Genomic DNA, 17,772 nt, shown 5'->3' on the forward strand with positions numbered 1-17,772 from the left:
TACGCACAGTATAGGCCTTCAAGTCAATAGCGCCCGACCGTTTGAGAGGTTTCGGTGCACGGGATGGGCTGTCTCGCTCTGCTAAGCACTACAAGCGGCAAAAAAAAGCCCGTCACAAAGACGGGCGAAAGTTTCCGCAACAGGAGCGAGGAGTGTTGCGTCCAGCGTGGTGGTGACGCTTAGAGAATCGAGATCGGGTAGTTAATGATTAGACGATTCTCGTCGAACTCGTTGGAGCTATAGTCACGACGCATGCTGGAGTTGCGCCACTTGATGTTCAGGTTCTTCAGTGCACCGCTCTGTACGGTGTAAGCCAGTTCCGACTCGCGACCCCATTCCTCGCCGTCATCGCCGGTAGCGGTCCGGATGTTGTCGCCGCTGATGTAGCGGTTCATCAACACCAGGCCTGGAATACCAACGCCAGCGAAGTTGTAATCATGACGGAGCTGCCATGAACGCTCTTCAGCCGCATCGTAGGCAGAGTTGAAGCTGTCGTTCGCCAGCGACCCGCCGCTGGTTCCGTTGACGCGCATCCACTGATCACCGCTGACTTTCTGCAGGCCGACGTAGAAGGTGTTGGCACCGGCTTGCAGACCGAACAGACCGGAGTAGGTCTTGTTGTCCATATCCCCAGCCAGGGCGCTGCCTTCATCCTTACCGGTGAAGTAGCCGAGGTTTGCAGTAAAAGCAAGGTCCTCTCCGAGCGGCTGTACGTGCAGCAACTGGACGTAGCTCTGCTGGTAGATGTCTTCGAGACGGGCGTGCCATAGGCCGACCTTGGTCTTGTCAGTGAACGAGTATTCACCGCCAGCGAAGTTGAAGCGATCCGAGCTGGCACCGCCGAAGAACATGTCCTCCATGCTGGCGTCATCACGCGTGCTGTTCTGACGCATCTGACCGCCGTATAGAGCCAGATTCTTGATTTCCTTAGAGGTGACCATACCGCCCTGGAAGGTTTGCGGCAGCGAGCGGCCGTCATCGGCACGCAGCACCGGCACAACGACCTGCCATTCACCGACACGCAGCTCGGTTTCCGACATTTTTGCCTTGGCGGCTACCGCTATCCGGCCGAAGTCATCTGCAGGATGGCGATCAGCACCAGTGCCGTGAGTCGGAAGCAGACCTGTACCGTAGGTGCCGCCACCGCCGTCGAGCTTGACTGCCAGGCCCGCAAGCACATCGACGCCAAACCCGACAGGCCCAGGCGTATAGCCGGACTGAGCATTCAGAATGAAGCTCTGGGTCCATTCTTCAGCCTTGTTCTGGCCGCCGTTATAAGCCGGGTCGACAAAATTACGATTAATGTAGAAATTACGAGCGTTCAGCGTGACTTTGCTGCCTTCGACAAAGCCATCCGCCGCATGGGCAACGGCAGGAATGCCAAGTGCTAGCGACAGGGTGCCTGCAAAAACGGCGGCAGACAGAGGATTGCGTGGGGTCATTGTTGTTGTGCTCCCTTTTTTAAGTAGTCCACCCCGTGCGGCCAGAGCCCAAGACGAGGGGGGTGTAGCGTGGCCGCAGATAAAGCGACGCTTGCCGAAACAACAAATACGTTATCAGTTGTCATACGACGTATCGAATTATGGCTCCCGAGCATGGCTTGTCAATCCAATTTGTAAAGAATTGTTAGGGTCTTCGACTTTCGTCTAGTGCCGTTTCAAAGGGGTTGGCTGGGTAAGATCCGGCAAAACTCTGGATCGGATAGCTCAGCCGTTGAAGCGCAGGGAGATGTGATGACTTGGGAAATCGATGAGGCTAACTTGGAGATCCCCACCAAGCAGGCAATAGTCCTCTGATCTCTCGTCTGCCGAAGCGGTCATCGATCAGGTGTACGACGCCGACGTCTTCGGTTGTACGAATGACGCGGCCTGCGGCCTGCACCACCTTCTGCAACCCGGGATAGAGGTAGGTGTAGTCGTAGCCCGTGCCGAACAAATGATCCATCCGCGCCTTCATCTGCTCATTGACGGGATTGACCTGCGGCAGTCCCAGCGTGGCAACAAACGCACCAATCAGTCGCTTACCCGGCAGGTCGATGCCCTCGGAAAAAGCACCGCCCAGCACGGCGAAACCAATACCGCAGCTCTCATCCGTGAAACGCGCAAGAAAGGCGTTGCGCGCCCCTTCATCCATGCTGCGCGTCTGCTCCCAGTAGGGCAGCTCAGGGTGTTGAGCACGGAGGAGGCTAGTGACCTGCTGTAAGTAGTCAAAGCTGCTGAAGAACGCCAAGTAGTTGCCAGGGCGCGTCTGATACTGCTGGGCAAGCAGGTCGACGACAGCTTGAAGGGAGGCGCTGCGATGCTGGTAGCGAGTGGAGATGTGCTGTGCAAGGCGTATCTGCAACTGCTCCGTGCGAAACGGAGATTCGACGTCGACCCATACCCGATTTGCCGGCACGCCGAGGGTGTCGGCGTAAAAGCGCTGCGGTGTCAGGGTCGCGGAAAACAGTACGCAAGAGCGGGTCTCACGGATGCGGGAGGCCAGGAAGGGGGCGGGAATCACGTTGCGCAAGCAGAGGACAGATGCTTTGGCATTGCTGCGGCCGTGCGCTGGCAGCAGCGTGCAGTCAATCAGTGAATGGTCGCCGAACAGCTCTGCCAGTTTGCAGAATTGCATAGCGTCGAAATAGGCCGACTGCAACGCCGAGTCCACCCCCGCCGGGTTCTCGCCGAGGTAGTCGGTGATTGCGCTTACGGCTTGCTGAAGCGCGTTGATGAGCACCTGCGGCAGCCCTGGCAGAACCTGATAGGCGTCTGCCTGCAGGCGGTGCACATCGCCCCAGCAACGAAGCACGCGTTCGATCGGCTTCTTCAACACGATCGGAAGAGTGTTTCGTAAGCCCTTGAACGTAAGCAGATTAAGCTCGGCGCTGTACATCGATCGGCCGCGTTCGAGCAGATTGTGCGCCTCGTCCACCAGCACCCCGATGCGCCACTGGTTGAGCAACGCCAGGCTGTAGAGCAGGGCACTCAGATCGAAGTAGTAGTTGTAGTCACCCACCACCACATCGGCCCAGCGAGCCATTTCCTGGCTCAGATAGTAGGGACACACCTCGTGCGCCAAGGCCACCTCGCGCAGTGTTGCCTGATCGAGAAACGGGCGAGTAATGGCCTCGTCGCGTGCGGCCGGGAGCCGGTCGTAGAGGCCGCGAGCGAGCGGGCAGGATTCACCGTGACAAGCCTTGTCCGGGTGCTCACACGCTTTATCCCGCGCGATCAGTTCCAACACTCGCAGAGGCGTTTGCTGGCCCGCCAGGCTGTCGAGTGCATTCAACGCCAGCTGTCGCCCCGAGGTTTTAGCGGTGAGGAAATACAGCTTGTCGAGCTGCTGGCCGGGCATGGCCTTCAATTGCGGAAATAGGGTAGCCAGGGTCTTGCCAATACCAGTCGGTGCCTGAGCCATCAGGTGGGTGCCGGTGCAAGCGGCCTTGTATACCGCTTCGGCCAGTTGCCGCTGGCCGCTGCGAAATTCACCGTAGGGGAACGTCAGGCTTCGCAACGCCTGGTCACGCTCGGCTCGGTGGGCCAGTTCCTGATCAGCCCAGGCGATGAAGCATTGACATTGGGTTTCGAAAAAAGCCCGAAGGTGTTCGGCGGTACAGGTTTCGACCAGCAGGGTTTCCTTCTGGCTGACCACATCGAAATACACCAGCGCGATCTCCAGCGACTCCAACGTGCGCGCCTCGCAGAGCAGCCAGCCGTAGACCTTGGCTTGCGCCCAGTGTAGGTGACGGTGGTTGGCCGGCTGGCGGGCGAGGTCACCGCGGTAGGTCTTGATCTCCTCCAGTCGGTTCTTTGTCGGGTCATAGCCGTCCGCACGGCCGCGGACGGTGAGGTTGCGATAGTTGGCTTCGAGCGTGACTTCTCGCTCGTATCCATCGCCGCGCCGCGACGTGACCGTGACGTGTCCGGTCATGCCTTCTAGCGCGGTAGGCGAGGGCGTGAAACGAAGATCCAGATCGCCTTGTTTTGCGGTGAACTCGCACAACGCACGGACTGCGACCCGATAACTCAAGGTGCAGCCTCCGACCACTGTACGTAGCAGACCGCGATCGGCACCTGATGACGCAACGCAAAGTCGATCCAGCGCTTCTGATTGTCCTGCAACCGGTCGCCTGGGCCTTTTACTTCGATCAATCGATAACGCAGCTCGCCTGGCCAGAGCTGAACGAGGTCTGGCAGACCGCTACGATGGTTGGGTACGTCTTGCAGGATGCGCTGAAAAAAAGCATGCAGATGTTCGGCAGGGATGCACACCAGTGCCAGCTCCAGCAATGCCTCGTCAAACAGGCCCCAGCTGACGAAGTGCGACTGCAGTCCGAACTTCTCCCTGAACGCGCGGCGGATGCAGTCACGGTACTCGCCAGTGCCGAGTCTGCTCAGACATTCATCAAACAACCCTGCCCGGCGAGCATGGAAGTCAGGTCGCGTGAGATCGGCCGGGCCAGCGTGAAACGGGTGAAAGAACGCACCGGGCAACGGCGCAAAGATGACATCCCAACAGAGCAGGCCAAGCAGCGAATTGATCAGCGCGTTTTCAACGTAGTAAACCGGCGCATCGCTTCGGCTGAGGTGTTCACGCACGGCCTGTTCGACGCTCATCCCCTGGGGCCGAGGCAGGGTCAGATCTATGCGCTCTGGTTGTGTGAGACTCACACGGCGCGTGACGGGTTCGCCCAGGGTTCGTAGCAGGCGCGGCAGGATGCGTTGCAGTTGCTGGGCTTCGTGCTCGCTTTCAGGTGCAGCTTGCGCCGCCAGCGCGAGTCGCATGGCGGCCTCTGGTTGGCCGCAACGCTCCAGCACGCGGATCGCACGTTCGCGAGCGCCCGGATAGCGGTTGGCAGCATGCAGGCGCAGCGCCAAGGGCAAATCACCGTTGCGCTCGCACTGCCTGGCGATGCTCAGCAGCAACTTGCCGCGGCGATTTTCCAGCCATTCGTTGGCGTACGGTGTCGATGGGATGTCCTGCAGGACCGCTTCAACGGCGTCACCCGCCTCGAAGCGTTCTCGGCAGCGATGCAGATGCAGATAGGCATCCACATCGGCGCGTTCGTGGAAGGCCCGTGAAGCGGGGGAGAAGGCGACTCGCTCGTAACGAAAAATACCCAGGTCAGCGAGTACGAACTCGGACCAGTCTTGATGGATGTTGCCGAAGAACATCAGCCGCAAGCGGTCGCACAGATCGCCAATGGTCAGCGCAAATGCCGCATCGTCAAAACCTTCACACCACCTGGCGAATGGCCTTGGCTGGGAGTGCTCGACCAGCATGGCCTCGAGCAGGTCGGCCTTGCGCTGGACGTTGGTTGCTGCATTGCCGCATACACGAAGCAATTCGTCTTTTTTCAACAAACCGAATAGCTGAGCCACATCCAGCATTGGATTAGTCTCGACCCAGCCGTGCTCGATGAGTGCGACGGATGCCTGCATCGGGCAGCCAATCTCTGTGTAGCGCAGCTTACTGGCACGAAACAGTGTGCCCTTGCGCATCACCATGCGCACCAGCAAGGCCTGCGACGCTTGTGGTACCTGGTGGAAACGGTCGAGAAACGCGCGTTCGACATCGTGCAGCAGATCACCGTGGCGCTCACCAACCCAGGCGAGCACTTGGCGAAAGTTGTCGAGGTAATAGAAGGGGTTTTCCAGCGCCTGGCGCATCGAACGTCCGGTTCGGTCGAGCATGGGCACAGCGGCCCACAAGGCTGTGTATTTATACAGTTGCCACGGGTTTTGGCAATGCCTGGACGATCAGCGGTGACGGACCGTGGGCTCGGGAGTGTGCTTTGAAGTAGCGGCGCTCAACCCAACCGTTGGCCGGCTGGGTGATCGCAATGAGGATCAAACGGTGCGGGAAAAACGGCCGCGCTGTTCACCGCCCAGGTAGGCATCGAAGGCCATGGCGACGTTGCGCAACATCAATTGACCTTGGGGCAGCAACACAAGGGCGTCGTCGTTGATTTCCACCAGCCCATCGGCGATATGCTCGTCCAGCTTGGCCAGTGAATCGGCGAAATACGCCTTGAAGTCGATGCCGTAGCGCTGTTCGATTTCGGCGTAATCGATGCGTCCATGGCACATCAACGAAACGATCACATCACGGCGCAAGCGGTCGTCCTCACTGAGCTGGTAGCCACGGTGCACCGGTAACATGCCTTCGTTCAGCCGTGCGTAATACTGCGAAAGCTCCTTCACGTTCTGGCTGTAACTGTTGCCGACCTTGCCGATGGACGAAATGCCGAGGCCGATCAGGTCGCAATCGGCGTGGGTCGAGTAGCCCTGGAAGTTACGTTGCAGCGTGCCGTTGGCGCGGGCGAGGGTCAGTTCGTCCTCTGGCAGGGAGAAGTGGTCCATGCCTATATAGACGTAGCCCGCATCGGTCAGTCTTTGAATGGTCAGTTCCAACAGCTCCAGCTTTCGCTCGGGCGGCGGCATATCCTCCGGGCGAATCAGCTTCTGCGCCCGGACGAGATCTGGCAGATGCGCATAGCTATAGGCTGCGATGCGATCCGGGCGGATGTCGATGATCTTGTCCAATGTAACGCCGAAGCTTTCCACGGTCTGCAGAGGCAGGCCGTAAATCAAATCGACGCTGATCGACTTGAAATGGGCATCCCGTGCGGCCTGAACCAATTCCCGGGTCTGTTCCTCGGTCTGGATGCGGTTGACTGCGATTTGCACCTGTTCGTCGAAGTCCTGCACGCCAAAGCTCAAGCGATTGAAGCCCAGCTCGCGCAGTTGATGAATCTGAGCCGGGGTAACGGTGCGCGGGTCGACCTCCAGCGAAAATTCATGATTGTCGCTGTCGTCCATGTTGAAGGCGTCGTGGAGCGTCGCCATCAGATCAGCCAGCTGTTCGCTGGTGAGGTAGGTCGGTGTACCGCCGCCGAGATGCAGCTGAGTCAGCTTGCGCGAGCGGTCGAAAAGCGAGGCCTGCATCTTGATCTCGCGCTTGAGGTAGTCGAGGTATTCGACGGCGCGGTCAGTCTTGTGGGTAATGATTTTGTTACAGGCGCAGTAGTAGCAAAGGCTTTTGCAAAACGGGATATGGATGTACACCGACAGCGGCTTGGGCTCCGCCGCCACATTGGTCGCCTGCGCAGCACTGCGGTAGTCGTCCATGGCAAAGGCCTGATGGAACTGGGGAGCAGTGGGGTAGGACGTGTAGCGAGGACCGGGACGGTCATATTTTTCGACCAGGGCGCGGTTAAAGCTCGGCGTTTGGTCCATGTAGGGTTTCACCTTGATTGCATGATTGTGAGTGGCTGGGTCGGGGGTGCCGTCCGCAGCCTGCGACATCTTGGCGCGAATTATCGCGTTTCCCCAGCCTGCCTGGGCCTGTCCCAGATCAAGAACCGGCCAGGCTGAAGCGCGGGCGCCAAGCGGTCAATACATGAATATTAGGCCAAGCAGCCGAGCTACGTGTGCTCGGCTGCCTGTCACCCTTGATTACAACCGGAACTGGCTAACCAGACGATTCAGCTCGGCCGCGAGCTGAACCAGTTCCTCACTGATCTGCGAGGTTTGAGATGCGTCAGCCAGGGTGGTGTCAGCAATGGTGCTAATCGTGGTGATGTTGCGGTTGATCTCTTCGGCAACCGCGCTCTGCTCTTCGGCCGCTGTGGCGATCTGGGTGTTCATGCCGTTGATGGTGTTCACTTCACCCGCGATCACGGTGAGGCTCTGTGCGGTCTTGGCTACACAGTCCGAACCCGAGTGAGCGCGAACCTGCGCCCCTTCCATGGCCTGTACGGCGTTACGCACACCGTTTTGCAGTTGCTCGATGGTGCGCTGGATTTCTTCGGTGGACTTCTGTGTGCGCGAGGCGAGGGTGCGCACCTCATCAGCGACCACAGCGAAACCACGGCCCTGCTCCCCGGCGCGGGCGACCTCGATGGCAGCATTCAGTGCGAGAAGATTGGTCTGCTCGGCGATGCCGTTGATGACGCTCAATACCATGCCAATGCTGACGCTGTCCGTTTCGACCTGCTTGATCACCTGCGCCGCTTTCTCGATGTCCTGAATCAGCACCTCGATACCATCCAGCGCCTCGGTTGCCAGCGCGACGCCAACTCGCGATTCCTCATCGGCACCGCTCGATGCAGACGCGGTCTCGTTAGCATGCCGCGCCACCTCCTGAACGGTTGCACTCATTTCATTCATGGCCGAGGCAACCATATCGGTTTCGCTGCGCTGTTCCATGACTGCAGTCTGGGTCTTCTCGGCGACACTCGAGACTCGATTCGACACCTCTCCCAACTGGTGGGTTACAGCGGCCACCGCCTCCAGGCTGTTACGGAATTTGAAAATCATGCGGTTAAAGGCAGTGCCCATGGCGCCGACTTCATCCTGGGCGTGAACAGCGACAGTACGGCTGAGGTCTTCGTCGGCAGTCATCGCCTCCATGGTGTGCCGCATTTCATTGATGCGGCTGATAATCACCCGGCGGATGATGTAGCCCATGACGATCAGACCCGCCAGTAGAAGCAGCGCCTGGATCACGGCTGAAGTCAGAATGTTGCGATGCACCTCGCCGTCCAGTGCGGACAGGTCATAGCTGATGCGGACTGCCCCCATCACTGTGTTTTGCGGGACCTGATGGCAGGTCAGGCAATTGGTGCCGCGGTAATCCTGTTGCGCATGGATCGGATTGATCACTGTCAGCACACGCCCATTCGCACCATCGCTCACTTCGACGGTGGCGTCGCCGGCAAGCGCACGTCTGTCCAGCTCGTCCTTGGGTGCCTGATGCTCAAACCCAGGTCCGAACAGCTTGGTTACCGGCTCGCCGCGGACGATACGTGCATCGATGACTCCCGGCCGGGCAAGGATCTTGTTACGCAGCACCTCACGCTGGCCCATGGTGCCGGTCAGCATCATGGTGTTGATACTGTCGAAATAGGAGTCAGCCGTATCCTTGGTCTGTTGTTCCACGACATGGAGTATCAGCTGTTTCTCTGAGCCCGCCGAATAGAAGAGGGAGGCTGCCAGGACCAGGGCGAACACCACCAACAGGGCCAGGTTGATTTTTGTTTGAACGGACATTTGCCGAGCTGGGGAGGTGCTGTTCATCCTGTTCCTTAGCTACTACTACACGAAAACGAAACCTTCGCCGGGGACGCGACGGAGCACTGCGGGCCATCTGGCTCAGGGCTTAGCCGCTTTATCTGCCTTAACTTATCGGCCGGAAACCCCTTCGCTTAACAAGGTTTTTCAACTGACGGCTGAGTGAAGGCACCGTGCCACTAACGAGGCCGGCGACATCCTAGTCGCTGTTCAACGGCGCAGAGCCATGGCTCGCGATGAAAGGAAATCAATTTCTAACTCTGTTGATGTGGATCAATAAAACTCGAAAGGCCATGGCGCGAACTGCGACGCTTATTTCTCTGCGCTGGTCTCCATTGGATCATTTGGCAGCGGAAGGCCATTCACGAGCTACTCCGTTCTCGAGGCGTTTGGCGACTGCAGCGGCAATCTTTTTCGCTAAGCCGCTTGGCAATTTCTGCTAGTCAGGCCACGCTATGCCGAAGCCATGTCAACAGCCATCCGTCAGGTTAATGGCATGGCCGAATTAGCCCAGTCGCAGTCGAACCCCGAACCGTTTCGGCGGTCGTAGCCTCTAGTCAGTCGCCGTTGGCGGGACATGCAGGGTATGGCTGCTGACCGATCCAGGCGCAGTGCATCAATCGGACTCATCTTTTCAAGGACTCACATGATCAAGAAATGCCTTTTTCCTGCGGCCGGATATGGCACGCGCTTCCTTCCTGCAACCAAGGCTATGCCCAAGGAGATGTTGCCGGTAGTGAACAAGCCCCTGATTCAATATGGGGTTGAGGAGGCACTGGCTGCTGGGCTGAGCCAGATTGCGATTGTTACCGGACGCGGTAAGCGCTCCCTGGAAGACCACTTCGACATCAGCTACGAGCTCGAACATCAGATCCGCAACACCGACAAGGAAAAGTATCTGGTCGGTATCCGCAAACTGATCGATGAATGCAGCTTCTCGTATACCCGCCAGGTCGAAATGAAAGGCCTGGGCCACGCGATTCTCAGCGGTCGTCCATTGATTGGTGACGAACCCTTTGCTGTCGTTCTGGCGGACGACCTGTGCATCAACCTAAACGGTGATCCAGTCCTGGCGCAGATGGTCAAGCTGTACAACCAGTTCCGCTGCTCGATCGTCGCAATCCAGGAAGTACCACCGGAAGAGACCAGCAAATATGGCGTGATTGCCGGCGAGATGATCCGTGACGACATTTTCCGTGTCAGCCATATGGTCGAAAAGCCGAAGCCCGAAGATGCACCGTCTAATCTCGCCATCATCGGCCGTTATATCCTCACACCGGATATTTTTGACCTGATCGAGCAGACCGAGCCAGGCAAAGGCGGCGAAATCCAGATCACCGACGCGCTGATGCGCCAGGCCCAGGACGGTTGCGTACTGGCGTACAAGTTCAAGGGCCAGCGTTTCGATTGCGGTAGCGCCGAGGGCTATATCGCAGCGACCAACTTCTGCTACGAGAACTTCTACCTGACCGGTAAAGCTTTCTAAGCACCAGTGCTGTGCATAAAGCCACCTTCGGGTGGCTTTTGCGTTTCAGGGAGCGGGCATTTCTTCGGCGCCTGGGCCGAGAGGCTGACCGTAGCTGAACTCGACATAGTGGCCGGCCGGGTCACGAACGCCACAATAGTAGCCAACCGGGTAGGGCTCGTCCCTGGGCTCCCAGATCAGGCAGCCAACCTGACGAGCCCTGTCTGCAAGCGCATCGACCTCCGCGCGGCTCGCCAGGGCAAAGCCGAAATGGCTGTAGTCGTTGTCGGCCAGTGCCCGGTCCTGGCCACCCGGCATGATCACGAAAATAAACTCGCGCTCCTTTCCTGGCTCGGCCATCCAGACGATGCGAGATCCTTTTCCAGCGCGCTCGTGAAACACGTGCATCCCGCAGAATTGCTCGTAGAAGGCGATGCAGGCGTCCAGGTCGGGCACGTGCAACGCGAGATGAGTGAGGGTAGGGCGCATGCGATGCTCCTCCAATGAATCCGGCCAACGGCCTGGGTTATGCTGTGCGATCTACAAGGGAGACAACAGTTCATGGCTTACGACTTCGATCTATTCGTCATCGGCGCGGGTTCCGGTGGCGTCCGTGCCGCCCGTTTTGCTGCTGGCTATGGCGCCCGCGTGGCGGTAGCCGAAAGCCGTTACCTGGGCGGCACCTGCGTAAACGTCGGCTGTGTGCCGAAGAAATTACTGGTCTATGGCGCCCACTATGCCGAAGACATCCACGAAGCCGAAGGCTACGGCTGGACCATCGACGGCGCCAGGTTCGATTGGGCTTCGCTCATAGCCAACAAGGATCGCGAGATCCAGCGCCTCAACGGCATATACAAGAACCTGCTGACTGACAGCGGCGTCACGCTACTACAGGCCCATGCACGCCTGGTCGACGCCCATACCGTAGAGGTCGACGGCAAGCACTACAGCGCCGAGCACATTCTGATTGCCACTGGCGGCTGGCCGTTCGTGCCAGAGATTCCCGGTCGCGAGCATGCCATCACCTCCAACGAGGCCTTCTACCTAGATGCGTTGCCACGTCGCGTTCTGGTGGTGGGCGGCGGCTATATCGCAGTCGAGTTCGCCTCGATCTTCCACGGCTGCGGCGCCGATACCAAGTTGCTCTATCGAGGCGAATGGTTTCTACGCGGTTTCGATGGCGCTCTGCGCGACCACCTCAAGGATGAGCTGATCAAAAAGGGCCTTGATCTCCAGTTCAACGCCGACATCGCCCGCATCGACAAACAGGCAGACGGCACGCTGCTCGCCACGCTTGAGGATGGTCGTACGCTGGAAGCCGATTGCATTTTCTACGCCACCGGGCGCCGACCGATGCTCGACGGCCTGGGGTTGGAGAACGTCGATGTGGCGCTGGACAAGCGCGGCTTCGTTGCCATCGACGAGCAGTTCCGCACATCCACGCCTTCGATACTGGCAATCGGGGACGTGATCGGCAGGATCCAGCTGACGCCCGTGGCGCTCGCCGAGGGTATGGCCGTGGCCCGACAGCTGTTCAAACCCGAGGAGTATCGGCCGGTCGATTACCACAACATCGCCACGGCTGTGTTCAGCCTGCCAAACATGGCGACGGTCGGTTTGACCGAAGAACAAGCGCGCGAACAAGGCCACAAGGTGGTGCTGTTCGAAAGCCGGTTCCGACCGATGAAGCAGACCATGACCGATAGCCTCGAGCGAAGCCTGATGAAACTGGTGGTCGACGCGGATACGGACAAGGTCCTGGGCTGCCATATGGCCGGCCCAGAGGCGGGTGAAATCATCCAGGGCTTGGCCGTTGCGCTGAAGGCCGGCGCAACCAAACGAATCTTCGATGATACGGTCGGCATTCACCCAACCGCCGCCGAAGAGTTCGTCACCATGCGCACGCCGACAGGAATCTGATCAAACCATCGGGGCTGGTGGCAGCGCGCTTACCGATCCAGTGGCAGCTAACCGCGAACGCAGCGGAACAGGTAAGTAGAAGAAGGAGAGGGGGGCCGATAACATCGGCCCCTGTTACGGGCTCGGACTTCGTCTGATCGCCGTAGTGCCAAACGCAGTCCGTAATGGTCGATCAGTGCTGCATGTGCTTGTGACCGCTTGGCTCCGGGGCCTGGTCCTGGATGGACACATCGACGGTCACTTCTCCCGCGTGCTCGAATTCGAGGGTCAGCGGGAAGCTCTCACCAGCCACGAGTGGGGCGCTCAGTTCGAAGAGCATGACGTGGTTGCTGCCTGGCTTGAACTCGACCTGGCCACCAGCAGGCACCTCGATCGAATCGATCTGCTTCATGCGCATCATCTCGCCTTCGTGCACATGGGTATGCAGTTCAGCCTTCTTTGCGCGCGGTGTGCGCACGCCCAACAGGCGATCCGGTGAATCGCCCGGGTTTTGTAACGTGAAATAGACTGCACCGGTAGGTGCGGTGGGCGGCATGGCGCGCGACCACGCTTGAGTGGCCTCAAGTGGTGCACCCATCATCTGATGATGAGCATGGTTCTGATCGGCTGCGGTTGCTGACAGGCATGCCGTGCCGAGTGCAACGAGGGTTACCAGGCGAAGCAACATGGAGATCTCCGAGCTGTTTTGGAGCGCAGCACATTAGCATGCTGCGTCCTACTGTCGTTGATCTGCGTCCTGACAGCGCTGCAGAGGCTAGATGCCAAGCGCGCGCGACATCAGTTGAACTGCGATGCACATTCAACGGAACCTGCAGCGCGGCATCGTTTCTGTTTGAATGACCTACGTAAATTCCTATGGGAGACGCATCAGCACAATGGAACGCAGTCGCTGGAGTCACAGGTTGCTGTCTGGCGGAACGGAACCCGATCCGCGCTTTACCCTGGCCAACGAACGGACCTTTCTGGCCTGGATACGAACGTCCCTGGCGGTATTGGCGGGTGGTGTCGCGGTCGAGGCCTTTGCCAGCGAAATTTTCCCGCTGGAGATACGCAAGGTCCTCTCGATTTCGCTGTTGCTACTGGCGATGTTCATCAGCTCGACGGCTTGCTTCCGCTGGCTGACCATCGAGCGTGCGATGCGTCACCAGGGGCCGTTGCCGTTTCCACTGTTGATCCCGATCCTGTCCATCGGCGGCACACTGGTGACGCTGGTACTGATCGCCTTTGTCGCATTACGCAACTGATCGATCACCGATGCATATTTCCTTCCGCCGCCGTCTGGAGCCCAAACCAGCGCCGCCACCGCTGCATGAAGACCCCGGTCTGCAACCCGAACGTACATCGCTGGCCTGGGGGCGAACCCTGCTGACGATGATTACAGTAAGCGCACTGTTTGTACGTTGGATGCCTTACCACGGCACCTTTGTCGCGGTGTTGGTCGCGCTATCCTTAGCCACTGCGCTGGGCATCTGGACGACTCAACAGCGCCGCTACACGCGCAGCGCCAGCGGGGTGAAAAGCGGGCGAATCCAAGCTGATGCACTGTCGGTTTTGTGGATTGGCGCATCGGTCTTTGCGCTTGGCGTGCTTGGGCTCTATACCGTAATTTTCCTGCCGATAAGCAGCTAGGCAGTATTCATAGAGAGGCTTTGATGAGCAGCGCCAATCAACAATTCGCCAGTGACAACTATTCTGGCATCTGTCCGGAAGCTTGGGAGGCGATGGCCCGGGCCAACCAGGGGCATGACCGGGCCTACGGGGACGATCAATGGACGTCACGTGCGGCTGACCATTTCCGCCAACTGTTCGAAACCGACTGCGAAGTATTCTTCGCATTTAACGGCACAGCGGCCAACTCACTGGCCTTGTCATCGCTGTGCCAGAGCTACCACAGCGTGATCTGCGGCGACATTGCGCACATCGAAACCGATGAATGCGGCGCGCCGGAATTCTTTTCCAACGGCTCCAAGCTGCTGGTGGCGCGAACCGAACAGGGCAAGCTGACGCCTGCGGCCATCCGCGAGATAGCCCTGAAACGCAAGGACATCCATTACCCCAAACCACGCGTCGTCAGCCTGACCCAGGCCACCGAAATCGGTACCGTCTACCAGCCGGATGAGCTCCGAGCCATCAGTGACACCTGTAAGGAGCTGGGGCTGCACCTGCATATGGATGGTGCACGCTTTGCCAATGCCTGTGCGTTTCTCGGACTGTCACCGGCCGAGCTAAGCTGGGAAACTGGCGTTGACGTGCTCTGTTTTGGTGGCACAAAAAATGGCATGGCAGTCGGAGAGGCCATCCTGTTTTTCAACCGCGATCTCGCCGAGGATTTCGAATACCGCTGCAAGCAGGCTGGGCAGCTTGCATCGAAGATGCGTTTTCTGTCCGCACCCTGGGTAGGTTTGTTGGAAGGCGGCGCCTGGATGAAATACGCCAAACACGCGAACAGCTGCGCGCAGTTACTGGCCAGCCTGATCGGCGACGTGCCCGGTGTAGAACTGATGTTTCCCGTGCAGGCCAACGGGGTCTTCGTCAGCATCCCACCTCTGGCGCTCGAAGCACTGAGAAGCCGCGGTTGGATGTTCTACACGTTCATCGGCGTCGGTGGCGCGCGCTTCATGTGTTCATGGGACACCAGCGAAAAACGCGTTCGCCAGCTGGCAGACGACATACGCAGTGTGGTCATGGAAAACCAATAGGCCGAAACTGAAAAGCCGCATGTGTCGATGCGAAGTAGAAGACATGTGCGGTGACGGTGATGTTGGGTCGGGTTGGGGTAGCTGCAGCTTAATCGCTGACATAACCCAATACGCTATTTAACATAATATACATTATGCGAACCTAGCGGTTCGTATACAGCGGACTCTCATCAGGTATTCAGCAGCTACGCCCACGCTTTGGCTGCTTCTTGATCTGGCCACGCCCATCAGGCTTTCGGCTTTCGGCTTTCGATTCACGTTCAGGCATCGCTTCAGAATATCCACCCGTCCGCTGACTGGTTTTGCCAACTAGGCAGCTGTGGGTTGATACCAAGAAAAGCAATCTGCACTTTAGCGTCGTCAACGCTCGGCGCCGAATGTCGGTCTGGAATCATCGCAGCGCCGCGAATCGGTTATCCGCATCAGATAAGACATTCGAGCATCCTGCTCAGGCTTGGCCGCCCAACCGCCAACGATGCAACCTGGCAGCCCAGGTCTGTGGACGTTTGGCTGTATGCGCGCGCCGCCAGGCCTCCGCAACCGCGAGGCTGGCCTCAGCCAAGGTCGGATTGATGTGTACGGTACGGCGCAGTTTGTTCAATCCCAGTTTATGTTTCATCGCCAACACGAACACGGCGAGCGTTTCACTCGCTCCATCTCCAACAAGCGTGACGCCGATGATGCGGTCGCGCCCGCGTTCGGTGAGGACCTTGAGGAAACCGCTATTGACAGCGCTCATCTGCGCCGCCTCCAGCGAATCGAGGTTTAACAAGGTCACCTCGTATTCCAGTTCAGCCAACTTCGCCTGGGCCTCAGTCAAGCCCACGCTGGCGATTTCGGGCGAGGTAAAGGCCACGCGCGGGACCACTCGGTCACTGACCATGAAACGGCGGAATCCGGAAAAAAGGCCATTGGCAGCGGCATACCAGGCATGGTGCGTAGCGCTTTGAAAAGAACTGTCCGGACCGGTCACTGCGCCCACGGCATAGATATTTGGGTAGCGCGTAGCCAGGTATTCATCCACCTCCAGGCTACCGTCTTCGCGAGTGTTCAGCTCCAACGCTTCAAGCCCTAGGTCATCCAGATGGGCCTGGCGCCCCAACGCCAGTAACACCTCATCAAATGCCAAGGAGTGGTTTTGCTCCTCGATCAAACAGACCAGGCGGTGCTCGTTTCCAGCCACTTCGACATGTTGTGGCGCTACCTTCAGCAGAACCTGAACCCCATCCGCACAAAGGGCGTCATAAACAGCTTGGCGTGCCTCTGGTTCGGCCGCAGCCAACAACATGTCGCTCTCAACGACCAGCGTAACCTGACAGCCGAGGCGCTGGAACGCCTGAGCCAGTTCACAGGCATTGGCTTCGCCGCCCATGATCAGCAGTCGATCCGGCCGTTGCTGCAAATCCCAGATGCTCTCGCAGGTCAGCGGCTCGACCTTCTCGAGCCCCGGTATTGGTGGGATGACGGGTCGGCTTCCCGTAGCGATGACGATGGCGCGACTGTAAAGGGTGCGATCGCCTATCTGAACCGACCAGGGTGAAGTCAGCTGAGCCCTACCTTGAATCATCTCAACACCGGTGGCCTTGCATGATTCAGCCGTGACCTGCACTTGTGCCTCGTCGAGCGTGCGGCGCACCTGTTGCATGACCTCAGCAAAGTTAACTTCGGTGTGCATCTGGATGCCCAGCGTACCGCCCTGGCGCAGTGCGTGATTCATATTGGCTGCCCGCATCAGCGCCCTGGCCGGGACGCTGCCACTGTGCAGCGCCGCGCCGCCGAGCCGCTCGCGTTCGACCAATGCCACCCTAGCCTTCATCGAGGCCGCAATTCGAGCAGCGGCCAGCCCCCCGCTCCCGCCACCGACAACCAACAAGTTGTACTCATAGCTTTCCGGCTTCTGCCAACCGCTGTAGATCTTTCGCGCTTTGTAGAGCGTTAACAGCTTGGTAGCAGCCAGCGGAAATATGGCAAGCAGAGCCAGCGTCCCGATCAAGCTCGGCGAGAGGATGTCGGAAATTTCGCGGATACGCGCCAGCTGGCGTCCGGCCCCTACATAGATCGCGTGGCCTGGGAGCATGCCTACCTGAGTTGTCCACCAGAACGTCCACATGCTTACTCGCGTCAGCCCGAGCGCAGGATTCAATAGAACAAAGGGAACGAGAGGTATCAACCGCAGCGAGAAAAGGTAAAAGGCGCCGTCCCGCTCGAGCCCCCGATTGATACTTGCGATCTGTTTGGCGAACCGCTTCTGAATCCAGTCACGTAACAGAAACCGGCTAATAAGCATCGCAACCAGCGCACCGATATTACTGGCAAAGGACACCATCAATGTTCCGCCGACCAGGCCGAACAAGGCGCCGGCCAGCAACGTCAGCACCACGGTACCGGGGAATGACATGACCGTCAGCCCCACGTAAGCGGCAAAGAACACCGAGCCTGCCCACCAGGGGTGCGCCTGGACCTGGTCTCGCAGCGCCCCACTCTTCGCCTGGATCATTTCCAGCGTCAGGTATTGCTCAAGATCGAACCAGAAAAAACAGGCCGCCGCGACCACAAACAAAAGCACGATCAGCCAACGGGTGAGCTTCATGGATGCCAGTACTCCGCGGCGCGTTGGAAGCGGTCGCTT

General features: G+C 58.8%; 13 protein-coding genes. 5 read left to right on the forward strand and 8 right to left on the reverse strand.

Annotated features, from left to right (window positions below):
* Positions 1 to 179: 179 nt before the first annotated feature.
* The 5 genes from ACQKIK_RS18550 to ACQKIK_RS18570 all read right to left on the reverse strand — a co-directional run bounded on the left by ACQKIK_RS18550 (position 180) and on the right by ACQKIK_RS18570 (position 9,065).
* Positions 180 to 1,442, reverse strand: coding sequence for an OprD family porin (locus tag ACQKIK_RS18550; RefSeq protein ID WP_046161292.1), 1,263 nt, complete (start codon positions 1,440 to 1,442; stop codon positions 180 to 182).
* Between the two features lie 313 nt (positions 1,443 to 1,755).
* Entirely contained in the window at positions 1,756 to 4,014 is a 2,259-nt protein-coding gene (locus ACQKIK_RS18555) for an ATP-dependent DNA helicase (protein ID WP_499137051.1), read from the reverse strand.
* On the reverse strand, positions 4,011 to 5,654 hold the full coding sequence (locus ACQKIK_RS18560) for a VRR-NUC domain-containing protein (protein ID WP_463309317.1): 1,644 nt from the start codon (positions 5,652 to 5,654) through the stop codon (positions 4,011 to 4,013). Before ACQKIK_RS18560 ends, ACQKIK_RS18555 begins: the two co-directional genes overlap by 4 nt.
* 180 nt (positions 5,655 to 5,834) lie before the next feature.
* On the reverse strand, positions 5,835 to 7,223 hold the full coding sequence (gene hemN, locus ACQKIK_RS18565; protein WP_499137052.1) for an oxygen-independent coproporphyrinogen III oxidase: 1,389 nt from the start codon (positions 7,221 to 7,223) through the stop codon (positions 5,835 to 5,837).
* Between the two features lie 219 nt (positions 7,224 to 7,442).
* Positions 7,443 to 9,065, reverse strand: coding sequence for a methyl-accepting chemotaxis protein (locus ACQKIK_RS18570; RefSeq protein ID WP_499137053.1), 1,623 nt, complete (start codon positions 9,063 to 9,065; stop codon positions 7,443 to 7,445).
* 640 nt (positions 9,066 to 9,705) lie between these two features.
* Between ACQKIK_RS18570 and galU the strand changes: the two genes are divergently transcribed.
* A complete protein-coding gene (gene galU / locus ACQKIK_RS18575; RefSeq protein ID WP_045427334.1) occupies positions 9,706 to 10,545 on the forward strand; it encodes a UTP--glucose-1-phosphate uridylyltransferase GalU in 840 nt (279 codons plus the stop codon).
* Between the two features lie 45 nt (positions 10,546 to 10,590).
* On the opposite strand, the gene ACQKIK_RS18580 is transcribed toward galU, so the two are convergent.
* Positions 10,591 to 11,013 (reverse strand): VOC family protein, encoded by a 423-nt coding sequence (locus ACQKIK_RS18580; protein ID WP_045427337.1) that lies wholly within the window; start codon positions 11,011 to 11,013, stop codon positions 10,591 to 10,593.
* A gap of 72 nt (positions 11,014 to 11,085) precedes the next feature.
* On the opposite strand from ACQKIK_RS18580, the gene gorA reads away from it, so the two are divergent.
* Positions 11,086 to 12,444, forward strand: a complete 1,359-nt coding sequence (gorA, locus tag ACQKIK_RS18585; protein WP_499137054.1) for a glutathione-disulfide reductase — start codon at positions 11,086 to 11,088, stop codon at positions 12,442 to 12,444.
* Positions 12,445 to 12,616: 172 nt separating this feature from the next.
* Here the strand turns inward: gorA and ACQKIK_RS18590 are convergent, their stop codons facing one another.
* On the reverse strand, positions 12,617 to 13,111 hold the full coding sequence (locus tag ACQKIK_RS18590) for a copper chaperone PCu(A)C (RefSeq protein WP_499137055.1): 495 nt from the start codon (positions 13,109 to 13,111) through the stop codon (positions 12,617 to 12,619).
* 208 nt (positions 13,112 to 13,319) lie between these two features.
* On the opposite strand from ACQKIK_RS18590, the gene ACQKIK_RS18595 reads away from it, so the two are divergent.
* From ACQKIK_RS18595 to ACQKIK_RS18605, 3 genes are read left to right on the forward strand one after another with little or no spacing between them, the layout of a single operon-like run.
* Positions 13,320 to 13,688, forward strand: coding sequence for a YidH family protein (locus ACQKIK_RS18595; RefSeq protein ID WP_029404536.1), 369 nt, complete (start codon positions 13,320 to 13,322; stop codon positions 13,686 to 13,688).
* A gap of 10 nt (positions 13,689 to 13,698) precedes the next feature.
* A complete protein-coding gene (locus ACQKIK_RS18600; RefSeq protein ID WP_045427348.1) occupies positions 13,699 to 14,073 on the forward strand; it encodes a DUF202 domain-containing protein in 375 nt (124 codons plus the stop codon).
* Between the two features lie 23 nt (positions 14,074 to 14,096).
* Entirely contained in the window at positions 14,097 to 15,143 is a 1,047-nt protein-coding gene (locus ACQKIK_RS18605; RefSeq protein ID WP_463308997.1) for a threonine aldolase family protein, read from the forward strand.
* A 448-nt stretch (positions 15,144 to 15,591) separates the two neighbouring features.
* Here the strand turns inward: ACQKIK_RS18605 and ACQKIK_RS18610 are convergent, their stop codons facing one another.
* Positions 15,592 to 17,733, reverse strand: a complete 2,142-nt coding sequence (locus ACQKIK_RS18610) for a dihydrolipoyl dehydrogenase family protein (protein WP_499137056.1) — start codon at positions 17,731 to 17,733, stop codon at positions 15,592 to 15,594.
* Positions 17,734 to 17,772: the final 39 nt, after the last annotated feature.

The sequence above is a fragment of the Pseudomonas sp. NPDC047961 genome (genome assembly GCF_050272435.1).
Classification (GTDB): domain Bacteria; phylum Pseudomonadota; class Gammaproteobacteria; order Pseudomonadales; family Pseudomonadaceae; genus Stutzerimonas.

Coding starts and splice junctions, on each gene's coding strand:
- ACQKIK_RS18595 (WP_029404536.1), top strand. CDS start 13,320: ATGGAACGCAGTCGCTGGAGTCACAGGTTGCTGTCTGGCGGAACGGAA.
- ACQKIK_RS18605 (WP_463308997.1), top strand. CDS start 14,097: ATGAGCAGCGCCAATCAACAATTCGCCAGTGACAACTATTCTGGCATC.
- gorA (WP_499137054.1), top strand. CDS start 11,086: ATGGCTTACGACTTCGATCTATTCGTCATCGGCGCGGGTTCCGGTGGC.
- ACQKIK_RS18560 (WP_463309317.1), bottom strand. CDS start 5,654: ATGCGCCAGGCGCTGGAAAACCCCTTCTATTACCTCGACAACTTTCGC.
- ACQKIK_RS18600 (WP_045427348.1), top strand. CDS start 13,699: ATGCATATTTCCTTCCGCCGCCGTCTGGAGCCCAAACCAGCGCCGCCA.
- ACQKIK_RS18550 (WP_046161292.1), bottom strand. CDS start 1,442: ATGACCCCACGCAATCCTCTGTCTGCCGCCGTTTTTGCAGGCACCCTG.
- hemN (WP_499137052.1), bottom strand. CDS start 7,223: ATGGACCAAACGCCGAGCTTTAACCGCGCCCTGGTCGAAAAATATGAC.
- ACQKIK_RS18570 (WP_499137053.1), bottom strand. CDS start 9,065: ATGAACAGCACCTCCCCAGCTCGGCAAATGTCCGTTCAAACAAAAATC.
- galU (WP_045427334.1), top strand. CDS start 9,706: ATGATCAAGAAATGCCTTTTTCCTGCGGCCGGATATGGCACGCGCTTC.
- ACQKIK_RS18590 (WP_499137055.1), bottom strand. CDS start 13,111: ATGTTGCTTCGCCTGGTAACCCTCGTTGCACTCGGCACGGCATGCCTG.
- ACQKIK_RS18610 (WP_499137056.1), bottom strand. CDS start 17,733: ATGAAGCTCACCCGTTGGCTGATCGTGCTTTTGTTTGTGGTCGCGGCG.
- ACQKIK_RS18580 (WP_045427337.1), bottom strand. CDS start 11,013: ATGCGCCCTACCCTCACTCATCTCGCGTTGCACGTGCCCGACCTGGAC.